Annotated in this window: 11 protein-coding genes; 3 read left to right on the top strand and 8 right to left on the bottom strand. The window is 67.3% G+C overall.

All coding sequences use genetic code 11. From position 1 onward, the window contains the following. The first annotated feature begins 77 nt into the window (after positions 1 to 77). Together HUX88_RS13635 and HUX88_RS13630 are read left to right on the top strand one after the other, a co-directional pair. Positions 78 to 1,067, top strand: a complete 990-nt coding sequence (locus HUX88_RS13635) for an SLAC1 anion channel family protein (RefSeq protein WP_176362108.1) — start codon at positions 78 to 80, stop codon at positions 1,065 to 1,067. A 14-nt stretch (positions 1,068 to 1,081) separates the two neighbouring features. Further along, positions 1,082 to 1,291, top strand: coding sequence for a DUF2783 domain-containing protein (locus tag HUX88_RS13630; RefSeq protein ID WP_117015417.1), 210 nt, complete (start codon positions 1,082 to 1,084; stop codon positions 1,289 to 1,291). Here HUX88_RS13630 and HUX88_RS13625 read toward each other — a convergent pair. The 6 genes from HUX88_RS13625 to ssb form a co-directional block, all read right to left on the bottom strand. After that, positions 1,213 to 2,403, bottom strand: coding sequence for a hypothetical protein (locus HUX88_RS13625; RefSeq protein ID WP_176362107.1), 1,191 nt, complete (start codon positions 2,401 to 2,403; stop codon positions 1,213 to 1,215). The two genes, HUX88_RS13630 and HUX88_RS13625, sit on opposite strands and share 79 nt — an antisense overlap. A 21-nt stretch (positions 2,404 to 2,424) precedes the next feature. After that, on the bottom strand, positions 2,425 to 3,135 hold the full coding sequence (locus tag HUX88_RS13620) for an ABC transporter substrate-binding protein (RefSeq protein ID WP_176362106.1): 711 nt from the start codon (positions 3,133 to 3,135) through the stop codon (positions 2,425 to 2,427). A 44-nt stretch (positions 3,136 to 3,179) separates the two neighbouring features. Next, entirely contained in the window at positions 3,180 to 3,908 is a 729-nt protein-coding gene (locus HUX88_RS13615) for an ABC transporter substrate-binding protein (RefSeq protein WP_176362105.1), read from the bottom strand. Positions 3,909 to 3,915: 7 nt separating this feature from the next. Continuing rightward, complete coding sequence (locus HUX88_RS13610) at positions 3,916 to 4,656, bottom strand: ABC transporter substrate-binding protein (protein WP_176362104.1); 741 nt, start codon at positions 4,654 to 4,656, stop codon at positions 3,916 to 3,918. Between the two features lie 12 nt (positions 4,657 to 4,668). Further along, a complete protein-coding gene (locus HUX88_RS13605; protein ID WP_217916321.1) occupies positions 4,669 to 4,953 on the bottom strand; it encodes a hypothetical protein in 285 nt (94 codons plus the stop codon). Between the two features lie 554 nt (positions 4,954 to 5,507). Next, positions 5,508 to 6,011, bottom strand: a complete 504-nt coding sequence (gene ssb / locus HUX88_RS13600; RefSeq protein WP_117015390.1) for a single-stranded DNA-binding protein — start codon at positions 6,009 to 6,011, stop codon at positions 5,508 to 5,510. A gap of 232 nt (positions 6,012 to 6,243) precedes the next feature. Between ssb and uvrA the strand changes: the two genes are divergently transcribed. Next, complete coding sequence (gene uvrA, locus HUX88_RS13595; RefSeq protein ID WP_117015391.1) at positions 6,244 to 9,090, top strand: excinuclease ABC subunit UvrA; 2,847 nt, start codon at positions 6,244 to 6,246, stop codon at positions 9,088 to 9,090. A 103-nt stretch (positions 9,091 to 9,193) separates the two neighbouring features. Here uvrA and HUX88_RS13590 read toward each other — a convergent pair whose 3' ends face one another. Further along, complete coding sequence (locus tag HUX88_RS13590; protein ID WP_176362102.1) at positions 9,194 to 11,002, bottom strand: DUF885 family protein; 1,809 nt, start codon at positions 11,000 to 11,002, stop codon at positions 9,194 to 9,196. A gap of 136 nt (positions 11,003 to 11,138) precedes the next feature. Beyond that, complete coding sequence (locus HUX88_RS13585; RefSeq protein WP_176362159.1) at positions 11,139 to 12,659, bottom strand: carboxylesterase/lipase family protein; 1,521 nt, start codon at positions 12,657 to 12,659, stop codon at positions 11,139 to 11,141. Positions 12,660 to 12,745 lie beyond the last annotated feature (86 nt).

Genomic DNA, 12,745 nt, shown 5'->3' with positions numbered 1-12,745 from the left:
CGTCGCTTTTGGGCCAGGGCGCGCGCGGGCGGGCGGCGCCGGGGCAGAATGGCCGCACGCAAACCACCCCTGGAGTCATGATGGAAACCGCCCGATCCTCCCCCGCCGCCGCGCGCGCCACGCCGTCCGTGCGCCACCTGCCCGTCAGCCTGTTCGGCGCCGTGATGAGCGTGGCCGGGCTGGCGCTGGCCTGGCGCCTGGCCGGCAAGACCTACGGCACCGGCGACGCGGTGCCGAACGCGCTCGGCGTCGCCGCGCTGGCGCTGTTCGCGGTGCTGGCGCCGTGCTACCTGGCCAAGCTGCTGCGCCATCCCGAACTGGTCAAACAGGAATTCGCGCACCCGGTGAGCGGCAGCTTCTTCGGCACGGTCGGCATCAGCGTGCTGCTGCTGTCGAGCGTGATCGGCGGCTACAGCGCGCCGGCCCAGCTGGTGGTGTGGAGCGTCGGCGCGGCGGCCACGCTGGCGCTGAGCGCGGTCATGGTCTCGCGCCTGCTCAACGGCGACGCCGCGCCGGCCAGCGTGGTGCCGGCCTGGCTGATCGCCGGCGTCGGCAGCCTCGACATCGTGGTGACCGGCGGCGCGCTGCCGGCCGGCTGGACGCACGAGGTCAACCTGCTGGCGGCCGCCGTCGGCGGCGGCAGCGCGCTGGTGTTCTTCGTGCTGATCTTCTCGCGGCTGGTGCACCAGGCGCCGCTGGCCGCGCCCATGCGGCCGTCCAAGATGATCCTGGTGGCGCCGTTCGCGGTCGGCTTCATCGCCTACGTCAACCTGGTGCGCCGGGTGGACATGTTCGCGGCGCTGCTGTTCTACTTCGCGCTGTTCCTGTTCGTGATCGTCGCCTGCCGGCTGGCCGCGCGGCCGGCGCCGTTCTCGCCGGCGTGGTGGGCGATCGGCTTCCCGCTGGCGGCGCTGTCGAACGCCGCGCTGATGTACGCCGGCGCGGTCGGCGGCGCCGGCCTGCAGTGGATCGCCGCGCTGCTGCTGTCGCTGCTGACGGCCGCCGTGCTGGTGCTGGCCGTCCGCACGCTGTGGGACCTGGCCGCCGGCCGCCTGCTGACCGCCTAGGAGCCGCCATGGACCTGCCACTGAACCTCGGCCAGAACCTGGACGACTACGACGATTTCTACGAGATGCTCAGCGATTCGCACCGGGACCTGGACGCGCGCCAAAGCCGGATGCTGAGCGAGCAGTTGATCCTGCTGCTGTCCAATCACATCGGCGACCTGGCGGTGCTGCGGCAGGCGTTCGCGCTGGCGCGCGTCCATGTCGAGCGGACGCTGCCGCGTTGAAGCGCCGCGCTCAGTCGCGCTTTTTGTAGTGGACGTAGAGCGCGTAAGGCGCGCCGACCAGGATCGCCAGCCATGGGAAGCGGACGACGACGTGGGCGCAGGCCACCACGAACAGGCAGCCCGCCGCCAGCGCGACGGCGAAGGCCAGCCGGTCGCGCCATGTGCCGATGCCGCCGCTGCCGGCGACCGGCGCGGCGGACTCCGCGCCCCCGGCGTCGCCAGCCGGCGGCCGCTCCGGCGGCGGCACCTCGGACCGGCCGGTGCAGGCGCGTCGGCGGCGCGCCGCGTTCCAGGATGGCGCTGGAACGGCACTCGTTGGCGCAGCGCAGCTCCGCCTCGATGATCCAGCTGTCGAGGCGCCGGCCCCAGTTCTCCAGCGCCACGGCGCCGGCCTCGTCCATGTGCTGGAAGGCGCTGTTTTCGTTCTTCGGGTTCATCTCGTTGGCCAACCTCGCCTGTTCCGCATACAGCGTCGCCAGCAGATGGTGCGCGGGCGCGGCCGCCGCCGACCTGGCGAACAGCGGCAGCTTCTCCCACGATGCCGGCTCCCCGCCGGGCAGGAACAGCGGCCCCGCCGGCACCAGGCTGGACGGCACGCGGATGGCGAGATCGGCCGAGATGGCGGCCGCCAGCTGCTTCCAGTCGGTGTCGGGCACCTCGAGCGCGCCCGGCCGCTCGGCGACCCGCCAATAGTTATCGAGCTCGCCGCCCCAGTGGGCCGCGTTCGGAAAGGCCGGGTGGCGGCCGTCGTCGGGCAGCAGCGGATGCGCGTGCCACGCGGCGCGCTCCCGCCCCACGATCCAGATCTCGTGGCGGTCGGCGAAATGCACCGCCACCGCGTACCCGCCGCCGAGGATGGTGCGCTCGGTGTCGAGGTCGAATTCGGCCGGCAGGTGCAGCGACAGCCGCAGCGCGCCGCACCGCCGCAGGATGCCCAGCCACCAGGTGAAGTCGTCGGCCAGCAGGGCGTTGCCGTCCGGCGCACGGAACTGCAGGCGGGCGCCGAAGAAGATGCCGTGGCGGTACCAGTCCTCCAGTTCCGCGTGGCCGCGCAGGAACTGCGTGCCGTAGCTGACCAGCGCCACCTGGCGCGCTATCGATGTGTGACGCAAGCGTCCTCCCCTGGTTGTGCGCTAGCGAAAGCGCGTGAGCATGGCGGCCAGGCTGCCGTCCCTGGCCGCCCGGCCGATCGCCTGGTCGATCTCCCGCAGCGCCACATGGCCCTTGCGCGACACCGCGCAGCGCGTGGCGAAGGACATCACCGGCAGCGGCGGATGGATGAGCAGCGGCGGCTGGCGCAGGCGCTGGTAGTAGTCCAGCACCACCCGCGTGATCAGGATGTGGTGCACGCGGCCGTGCCCGAGCTTGGCCATATTGCTTTCCATGTTGGGCGCGTTGTCGCGCACGAAGTCCTTGCCCAGCAGCGCCTCCATCTCGGGATGGAAATAGCCCAGGATGGTGCCGACCGGCCGGCCGCGCAGCTCGCCGAGCGCGCGCACCGGCGGCACGCTGGCGTCGGTCACCAGCACCTCCTCGGTGGTGAAGACGACGCGGCTCCACAGATAATCGCCGCCGAGCCACTCCGGCATGTAGGCGCACAGGAGGTCGGCTTCGCCGTTCTGCAGCGCGCGTTCCAGGCGCTTACGGGGCAGCATCACGAAGCGCGCCCGGCGCCCCATGTGGCGCGCGAGGATCTCGCCGATGTCCTTGTGCACGCCGTCGACCAGCCGGCCGTCCTCGACCCGCGCCATCGGCATGTTGGCGGTGCTGTCGACCATGACCACCAGCTCGGCCGAGCGCGCGACGCCCAGCAGGCAGGCCATCAGCAAAAGGATACAGCGCATCGTCACACCACCCGAGAACGTTCAACCGGCGTTCATTGTACAGGTCATGGCCCGCCCGGCTTCTGCCGGATCTCCTTGTCCAGCCGGCGCACGATGTCGTCGCTGACATCCCTGCTGCACATGATGTGGCGCCGCTCGCCGGTGGGCACGTCGCTCAGGCGCAGCACGCGCAGGCCCTTGTCGCGCAGCTCGGCCCGCCGCAGCAGATAGTCGGCCTCCTCCGAGGCCAGCAACACCACGTCCGCCCGGTGCGCGCCGATCATCGCCACCATCGCCATGCTCTCGGCGGTGGTGGCGGTCCGGACCGGCCGGGTCTCGGCCAGCGCGGCGTCGACATAGCCGCCATAGGAATACTGCTCCTTCACCAGCACCACCAGGCCCGGCATGGCGACCAGCTGGCGCAGCGTGGCCGCGCCGCGCAGGGCGAACTCGTCGCGCACCACCGCCACCAGCGGCAGGTCGCGGTAGATCGGCAGCGTGAACTTGGCGTAGCGCTCGCGCTCGGCGTTCCTGAACCAGCCGACCGCGCAGCGCTGGCCGCCCTTCCGCAGCAGCGCCAGCTGGCGGTTGCTGGGCATGCGCATCCAGCGCGCCGGCACGCCGGCGTCGGCGAACGCCGCGGCCGCCGGGTCCGCCGTCAGGCCGTGCACGCCGCCGTCCGGCGCGCTCATCAGGTACGGCGGGCGTTCGTTGTAGTACAGGACCACGGGGCCCTGGGCCCGGCACGCCGGCGCCAGCAACAGCCACAGGAACAGGAACAGGACGCGCAACATGGCGCCGCTATTTTTTGCTCTTCTTCGCGCCGATCGCCTTGTTCAGCCTGCCGATGACGTCATCGGAAACGTCCTTGCTGCACATGATGTAGCGCTCGTCGCCGGCGGGCACGTCCGGCATCCTGATCTGCTTGAAGTTGCCCGCCCCGATGCCGGACTGCTCCACCAGGTAGCTGGCCTCCTCCTCGGAGGCGAACATGAAGTCGACGGAATGGGCGTTCACCAGCTGCAGCATCTGGGTCGAGGTGCCGTTCGACTTGGTTTGCGCGGCCTTCACCTTGTCCAGCGCGGCGTCGATGTACGGGCCGTAGCTGAAATTCTCCTTGACCAGCACGCGCACGCCCTGGGCCGCCAGGATCTCGCCCAGCTTGGCGTGCTCGGCCGCGACGAACTTGGGATGGGCGATGATCACCGTCGGCTTGTCGCGATAAATCGGCTTGGTGAATTTGGCGAACTGCTCGCGCTCGGCGGTCTTGTACCAGCCGATCGCGCAATTGGGGCCGCCCTCCTTGATCACCACCAGTTGCCGGTTGGGCGGCACCTTGCTCCACGCGACCTCGATGCCGGCGGCGTGGAAGGCCTCGGCCGCGGGCGTGCCGGTCAGGCCGCTCGCCGAGCCGTCGGCGCCGGCCACCAGGTAGGGCGGGCGCTCGTTGAAGCTCAGCGTGATCTTGTCGTCGGCCATGGCCAGCGCCGGCGCCAGCATGGCCAGGCAGGCGGACAGGCGGCGGAAGGTAGGGTGTCTCATGATGGGGTCCGATCAGAATTTGTGGAAGATGCCGGCGCCGTGGAAATCGAGCGGCTGGCTGGTGTAGCCCGCCACCGTCAGGTCGATCTGGAAGCCCGCCGTGCTGGGCACGCCGCGCCACGGCTCGAACGCGCTGGACGAGTCCCGCAACGCGGTCAGGCCGCAGCCGAGGCGCACGGTGCCGAGGGCGCCCTGCAGGCCGACCCGGCGCTGGCCCTGGAACAGCGGCCGCGTCTTGCCCTCGATCGTGCCGATGTCCGAGTCGTAGCGTATCTCCAGCTGGAACAAGGCCCTCACCTGTGAGTGATGGTTGCGAGTGGTTCAGCATAAAGCGGTGGGAAAAGATTCTGGGAATATTTCGTTCTGCTGAGCACTATTCTTCGGCGATAGGCGGCCTTTTGTGTCGTTGAAGACACGAACCGGGTACAAGATTTATCAATCCGCAACGAGGTATCGGATGGCGAGCGCCCCCCAATAGCTACCGGGAGAACTCAATTCGCTCGCGCGGCGGGAGCAAATGGGCTGATGCCCATAGACGGGAGAAAGTGGGTTGACTGATGTCAAGTTCCCTCAGAATGGAAGACGTTCTTGCAGGCCCATTCTTGAGAAAATGTTGCAATTTTTCAATGTTTTGGATTTTAGCCACGATATTTTCAAAATTCAGCGAATAGAAAAATCCCAGCTGTCTTCCATAGGCGAGAATCAATTTCTGAATACTAAAATGAATAGTATTCCGAATAGAATTATCGTATCACATAAGACAGCGTGCGCCCATGCTGGGCGCACCAACAAAAAACCCCATAACTACGGGAGTTATGGGGTTTGGTGTAGGGCGTTGCAGCAGGTACGCTTTAGAACGGGATGTCGTCATCCATGTCCGAGAAGTTCGGCGCCGGGCGCGGGGCCGGGCGTGGAGCCGGTGCCGGCGCCGCCATCTGCGGGCGCGGAGCCGGGGCCTGGCGCTGCGGCGGGGCTTCGTAGCCGCCGCCGTCGTCCATGCCGGCGTCGCCGCCCATGCCTTGACGGCCGCCCAGCATTTGCATCTGCTCGGCGATGATGTCGGTCGCGTATTTCTCGACGCCATCCTTGTCGGTGTACTTGCGGGTCTGCAGGCGGCCTTCGACGTAGACCGACGAGCCTTTTTTCAGGTACTGGCCGACGATTTCAGCCAGGCGGCCGAAGAACGAGATGCGGTGCCATTCGGTGAGCTCTTTCTGCTCGCCGGTGTTGCGGTCCTTGGATTTGTACGATGTCGCCACAGCAATGTTGGCGATCGCGTCACCGCTGGGCATGTAGCGAATTTCCGGGTCGCGACCCAGATTGCCGACGATGATGACTTTGTTGACTGATGCCATGTATAAAACTCCTGAGTAACGGCGGCCGCCTCAAGCGGGCTGTTTATGTAGTGCGCAAACAGCGATTATAGTCGAACGGGCCGGCCACCCGCCAACATTTGCATTGCAACCGCTCAAGAAAATACTGGTATTATATACAGTGCCGCGACGCCCAAGTTCGATCTGGCGCAAGGTCGGCGCATATATTCAAACCCAGCTATAGTAGCGGGTTGACCCGAAAGGCAAAAAATCCATGGAACAGATCCGCATCCGCGGCGCACGCACGCACAACCTCAAGAACATCAACCTCGACCTCCCGCGCAACAAGCTCATCGTGATCACCGGCCTGTCCGGCTCCGGCAAGTCCTCGCTGGCGTTCGACACGCTGTACGCCGAGGGCCAGCGCCGCTACGTGGAATCGCTGTCGGCCTACGCCCGCCAGTTCCTGCAGCTGATGGAAAAGCCGGACGTCGACCTGATCGAGGGCCTGTCGCCGGCCATCTCGATCGAGCAGAAGGCCACCTCGCACAATCCGCGCTCGACGGTGGGCACCGTGACCGAGATCCACGACTACCTGCGCCTGCTGTACGCGCGGGTCGGCACGCCGTACTGCATCAACCACCCGGACCACGCGCTGGCCGCGCAGACCGTGTCGCAAATGGTCGACGCCGTGCTGGCCATGCCGGAAGGCACCAAGCTGATGATCCTGGCGCCGGTGGTGGCCAACCGCAAGGGCGAGCACTCCGACCTGTTCGAGCAGATGCAGGCGCAGGGCTTCGTGCGCTTCCGCGTGCAGAGCGGCACCCACGACGCCAAGATCTACGAGGTGGACGACCTGCCCAAGCTGAAGAAAACCGAGAAGCACACCATCGACGTGGTGATCGACCGCGTCAAGGTCAGCGCCGACATCAAGCAGCGCCTGGCCGAGAGCTTCGAGACCGCGCTGCGCCTGGCCGACGGCCGCGCCGTCGCGCTGGAGATGGATAGCGGCGCCGAACAGGTATTCTCCAACAAGTTCGCCTGCAACGAGTGCGGCTATTCGCTGCAGGAGCTGGAACCGCGCCTGTTCTCGTTCAACAACCCGATGGGCGCCTGCCCCGAATGCGACGGCCTCGGCCACATCGAGTTCTTCGATCCCAAGCGCATCGTCGCCTTCCCGAACCTGTCGCTGGCCTCGGGCGCGGTCAAGGGCTGGGACCGCCGCAACCAGTTCTACTTCCAGATGCTGTCCAACCTGGCGGCCTACTACGAGTTCGACCTGGACCTGCCGTACGAGCAGCTGCCCAAGACCGCGCAGGAAGTGATCCTGCACGGCTCGGGCAAGACGCAGATCCCGTTCACCTACGTCAACGAGCGCGGCCGCACCGTGGTCAAGGAGCACGCCTTCGAGGGCGTGGTCACCAATCTGGCGCGCCGCTACCGCGAGACCGACTCGATGGCGGTCAAGGAGGAGCTGGCCAAGTTCATCAACGAGAAGAAGTGCCCGTCGTGCGACGGCGCGCGGCTGCGCGTCGAGGCGCGCTACGTCAAGGTCGGCACAGGCAAGCAAGAAAAGGCGATCTACGAGATCGCCGAGAAGCCTTTGCGCGACACGCTGTCCTTCTTCGAGCAGCTCAAACTGAAGGGCGCGAAAAAAGAGATCGCCGACCGCGTGGTCAAGGAAATCATCTCGCGCCTGCAGTTCCTCAACAACGTCGGCCTCGACTACCTGTCGCTGGACCGCAGCGCCGACACGCTGTCCGGCGGCGAGGCGCAGCGCATCCGCCTGGCCTCGCAGATCGGCTCCGGCCTGACCGGCGTGATGTACGTGCTCGACGAGCCGTCGATCGGCCTGCACCAGCGCGACAACGACCGCCTGATCGAAACGCTCAAGCACCTGCGCGACATCGGCAACAGCGTGCTGGTGGTCGAGCACGACGAGGACGCGATCCGCACCGCCGACTACATCGTCGACATGGGCAAGGGCGCCGGCGTGCACGGCGGCGACATCATCGCCCAGGGCACCTTGCAGGACATCCTGAAGAACAAGAATTCGCTGACGGCCCAGTACCTGAAGGGCACGCTGAAGATCGCCGTGCCGAAGAAACGCCACGTGGCCGATCCGGACAAGCAGCTGGTGATCACCGGCGCCACCGGCAACAACCTGAAGAAGGTCAACCTGCACCTGCCGGTCGGCCTGATGACCTGCGTGACCGGCGTGTCCGGCTCCGGCAAGTCCTCGCTGATCAACGACACGCTGTACCCGGCCCTGTCGCGCCACCTGTACGGCTCGCAGACCGAGCCGTCGCCGCACGACGCCATCAGCGGCCTGGAGCACTTCGACAAGGTGATCGCGGTCGACCAGGCGCCGATCGGCCGCACGCCGCGCTCGAACCCGGCCACCTACACCGGCCTGTTCACGCCGATCCGCGACCTGTTCGCCACCGTGCCGACCGCCAAGGAGCGCGGCTACAGCGCCGGGCGCTTCTCGTTCAACGTCAAGGGCGGCCGCTGCGAGGCCTGCCAGGGCGACGGCGTGATCAAGGTCGAGATGCACTTCCTGCCGGACGTGTACGTGCCGTGCGACGTCTGCCACGGCAAGCGCTACAACCGCGAGACGCTGGAAGTGCAGTACAAGGGCAAGAACATCACCGAGATCCTCGACATGACGGTGGAGGACGCGCACGAGTTCTTCAAGCCGGTGCCGCTGATCGCGCGCAAGCTGCACACGCTGCTGGACGTGGGCCTGGGCTACATCAAGCTGGGCCAGAGCGCCACCACCTTGTCGGGCGGCGAGGCGCAGCGCGTCAAGCTGTCGCTGGAGCTGTCCAAGCGCGACACCGGCCGCACGCTGTACATCCTGGACGAGCCGACCACCGGCCTGCACTTCCACGACATCGACCTGCTGCTGAAGGTGATCCACCGCCTGCGCGACCAGGGCAACACGCTGGTCATCATCGAGCACAACCTGGACGTGATCAAGACGGCCGACTGGATCGTCGACCTGGGACCGGAAGGCGGCGCGGGCGGCGGCAAGATCATCGCCGCCGGCACGCCGGAGGAAGTGGCGGCCAACCCGGCCAGCGTGACCGGCAAGTACCTGGTGCCGCTGCTGAAGTAAGCCGCCGTCGCAAATTTGTCATTCCCGCGCAGGCGGGAATCCATGCAACGCCTCTGACCATGCGGCGTATGGATTCCCGCGTACGCGGGAATGACGGGTGCGCTTACTGCGCGGTGACGCGGGTTTGCTTCTGCTTCTCCGCGCCCACCCAGTCCTTGATGTGCGACTCCAGCACGTCCATCGGCAACGCGCCCGCGCCCAGCACCTGGTCGTGGAAGGTGCGGATGTCGAAGCCGCTGCCCAGCTCCTTGCGGGCGTAGTCGCGCAGCTCAAGGATCTTCAGCTGGCCGATCTTGTAGCCCAGCGCCTGGCCCGGCCACACGATGTAGCGGTCGGTCTCGCTCTGCACTTCCACCTCCTCGATGCCCGAGTGGTCGTGGAAGAAGTCCACCACCTGCTGGCGGTTCCACTTCTTGTAGTGCAGGCCGGTGTCCACCACCAGGCGGATCGCGCGCAGCATCTCGTCCTGCAGGTGGCCGTAGTAGCTGTACGGATCCTTGTAGAAGCCCAACTCCTCGCCCAGCCGCTCCGAGTACAGCGCCCAGCCTTCGGCGTAGGCGGTGTAGTTGCCCTGCTGGCGGAAGGTCGGCAAGCCTTCGATCTCCTGCGCGATGGTCAGCTGCATGTGGTGGCCCGGCACGCCTTCGTGCAGCGCCGTGGTCTCGATGTCGATGGTCGAGCGGTGGGCGAAGTCGCCGGTGTTGACCATCACGCGGCCGGCCCGCTTGCCGTCCGGCGAACCGGGCATGTAGGCCGCGGCGGACGCGCCCTTCTCGCGGAACTCCTCGACCGGCTTGATCTCCACCTTACCCTTCGGCAGCACGCCGAACTGCTGCGACAGCTGGGTGTACATCTGGTCCGTGTATTTCTGGTACAGGTCGATGATCTCCTGGCGCGATTTCGGATGCAGCTCCGGCTTGGCGGCCACCGCTTTGTTGAAGCTCTTCAGGTCCTGGTAGCCCAGCTTCTGCGCGGTCGCCAGCATCTGTCCTTCGATACGCTTGACCTCGGACAGGCCCAGTTGATGGATCTCCTCCGGCGACATGTCGGTGGTGGTCGAGGACTTGGCCTTGTAGGAGTAGCGCGCCGCGCCGTCCGGCAGCGACCACATGCCGACGTCGGTGCGGCCGTACGGCGCGTACCTGGTCTTGGTGTAGACCGCCAGCTTCTTGTAGGCCGGGATCACGTCCGTCCGCACCGCCGCCAGCACCTCCTTGCTCAGGCGGGCCTTGTCGGCGGCCGAGAACTCTTTCGGGAATTTTTTCAGCGGTTCGGCGAACGGCGAATCGGCCGGCTTCATGGCCGCCACGTCCTCGCACTGCTTGACGATTTTCGGGATCAGGAATTTCGGCGGCATCAGCTTGTCGTGCACGCCGTGCTCCATCTGCACGCGGGTCTCGTCGAACAGCTTGGGCAGCGCGTGCAGGCGGGCGATGTAGTCCTCGTAGTCCTTGACGGTCTCGAACGGCAGCGCCGACACCAGCTGCGGCGTGTCGATGTGGATGCCGGAGTTCTGCGCCAGCGGCATCTCCCATTCCTTGAAGCGGCCGCCTTCGACGTTCTGGCGCAGCTGGCGCACCATCAGGTCGCGGTTCAGCTGTTCCTGCAGCGGGAAGCCGGTGGTGTCGATCGCCTCGAAGCGCTTGAGGAAGTCGGCGCTCATCTTGAGGTCGGCGTCGATGCCGGCCTGCGAGAAGTCCGACCATTTGTCGTTGTAGCGCTTGTCGCCCAGCAGCGACGCCCATTCCGGGCTGGAGCGCATCGTGTATTCCCACTGTTCCTTGATCAGGGAGTTCAGCGCCTCGCGGCGGCCGGCCAGGTCGGGTGCCGGGGTGTCGGCATGGGCCACGCCCAGGATCAGGGAAAACAACAGGGCGCTGGCGACGCCGATACGGGTGGTTGCAGTTGTCATGTCTAGAGGCCTATCGGAAAAATGTTGAACATGCACTGTATGCCGCCCCGCCGCGCCGGGCGCGCGGATTGAGACGGAATGTTAAAACACGGTCATGGAATGCATTTTTCGCGGATCGGCACGACAGGCCGACCAGCTAGTCCCTGCGCAGCGGTCCGGTCTCGCCCAGGTCCGGCAGCGGATGGGCCTGGAGCTGCGCCGCGCCGCCGATGCGCAGGATGGACGCGGCGCCGCCATCGTAGGCCGGCCAGGCCGGCAAGCCCTTGCCGTTCGGGCTGCCCGTGCGGGCGAAGGCGACCCAGGTGTCGGCCAGCCTGGCCGCCAGTTGCCGGTCCGCCGCGCTCCACGTCCGCTTATCGGTGTGGAGATTGTCGAACACGTAGGGGATCTCCGCGCCATGGCCGGCGCCGCAGCCGTAGCCGCACGGCGTGGCCGGCTCGGCAGGCTGGTGGGCGAAGAAGTAGGCATAGGCCTTGGAGCGGCCGTGGCGCGCCTGCAGCCCCGCCCAGTGCGTCATGCGCCATCCCCACCAGTCGTTGGTCAGTTGCACGATGGAGGCGCGGGCCTGGGCGTCCGTGGCGCCGGGATAGGCGGCCAGCAGCGCGGCCGACGGTGGATGGCCCACCAGCTTGGCCACCAGTTCACGGTGGCCGGCCGCCGTGAAGTCGCCGGTGCCGAGGATTTCCGGCGCCAGGTCCTTGCCCTCCTCGGCGTTCCATCCGACCAGCAGCGGCACGTCGTTCTGGCGGTGGTTGCGGTAGATCGTGGTCAGGTCTTCGCGCAGCACGTGGCCGTCGACCAGCGTGCGCGGCGACCAGGGCAGCTTCTGCAAGGCGGCGGCGTCCATCGCGCGCAGGTCGGCCAGATGCGGCGCCAGGGCCGCGCCTTGCGCCTCGGCGGTCTTGCGGTCGAACTGGGCGTTTTCGGCGGGTTCGATGGGCATGGCGTCGTTGCCGCTTTCCGCGATGGCGCGCTGGAACAGGCCCTTCGCCAGCGGCGACGCCACCAGGATGGCGACCGACTCGCCGCCGGCGGATTCGCCCACGATGGTCACGCGGGCCGGGTCGCCGCCGAAGGCCGCGATGTTGTCGCGCACCCAGCGCAGCGCGGCGATCTGGTCCTGGATGCCCTGGTTGCCGGAGGCATGGTCCGGCGATTGCGCCGACAGCTCCGGATGGGCCAGGAAGCCGAAGATGCCGAGCCGGTAGTTCAGCGTGACGACGATGGCGCCGCGCCGGGCCAGGTTGGCGCCGTCGTACAGCGGCTGCGCGGCCGTGCCGCCGTAGTAGCCGCCGCCGTGGATCCAGACGATGACCGGCAGCCTGGCCGCGTGCGCGGGCGCCCACAGGTTGAGGTAGAGGCAGTCTTCGCTTTTCGGATTGGTGACCCAGGGCGCGGATTGCGCGCACGCGGCGGAGAACTCGCGCGCCTGTCGCACGCCCGTCCACTGCGGCACCGGCTGCGGCGCCTGCCAGCGCAGGGCGCCCACCGGCGGCGCGGCGTAGGGTATGCCGAGGTAGCTCCGCATGTCGCCGTCGCGCAGGCCGGCGATCGCGCCGCCCGTCACGCTTACCGGCGCGGTGGTGGCTTGGGTGGCATGGGCAGGCAGGGCCGCCGCACACACGGCGGCAAGGGCGATCGCACGAAAAGGCGTCATCATCGTTCTCCAGGTTGCCGTGCCGCGCACGGGGGAGTGCGCAAGACTACCTGCTTTCCGCGCCGGCGCAGGTACGAATTTCCCCA

The sequence above is a fragment of the Duganella sp. BJB1802 genome (assembly GCF_013369445.1).
Classification (GTDB): Bacteria; Pseudomonadota; Gammaproteobacteria; order Burkholderiales; family Burkholderiaceae_D; genus Rugamonas; species Rugamonas vulcania_A.
The sequence above is the reverse complement of the archived record's forward strand: the minus strand, read 5'-3'. Positions and strand labels throughout refer to the sequence as shown.

Excerpts from the sequence above, each read along its gene's own strand:
- ssb (WP_117015390.1), bottom strand. The coding sequence starts at position 6,011 with ATGGCATCAGTCAACAAAGTCATCATCGTCGGCAATCTGGGTCGCGAC.
- uvrA (WP_117015391.1), top strand. The coding sequence starts at position 6,244 with ATGGAACAGATCCGCATCCGCGGCGCACGCACGCACAACCTCAAGAAC.
- HUX88_RS13615 (WP_176362105.1), bottom strand. The coding sequence starts at position 3,908 with ATGTTGCGCGTCCTGTTCCTGTTCCTGTGGCTGTTGCTGGCGCCGGCG.
- HUX88_RS13635 (WP_176362108.1), top strand. The coding sequence starts at position 78 with ATGATGGAAACCGCCCGATCCTCCCCCGCCGCCGCGCGCGCCACGCCG.
- HUX88_RS13585 (WP_176362159.1), bottom strand. The coding sequence starts at position 12,659 with ATGACGCCTTTTCGTGCGATCGCCCTTGCCGCCGTGTGTGCGGCGGCC.
- HUX88_RS13610 (WP_176362104.1), bottom strand. The coding sequence starts at position 4,656 with ATGAGACACCCTACCTTCCGCCGCCTGTCCGCCTGCCTGGCCATGCTG.
- HUX88_RS13590 (WP_176362102.1), bottom strand. The coding sequence starts at position 11,002 with ATGACAACTGCAACCACCCGTATCGGCGTCGCCAGCGCCCTGTTGTTT.
- HUX88_RS13620 (WP_176362106.1), bottom strand. The coding sequence starts at position 3,135 with ATGCGCTGTATCCTTTTGCTGATGGCCTGCCTGCTGGGCGTCGCGCGC.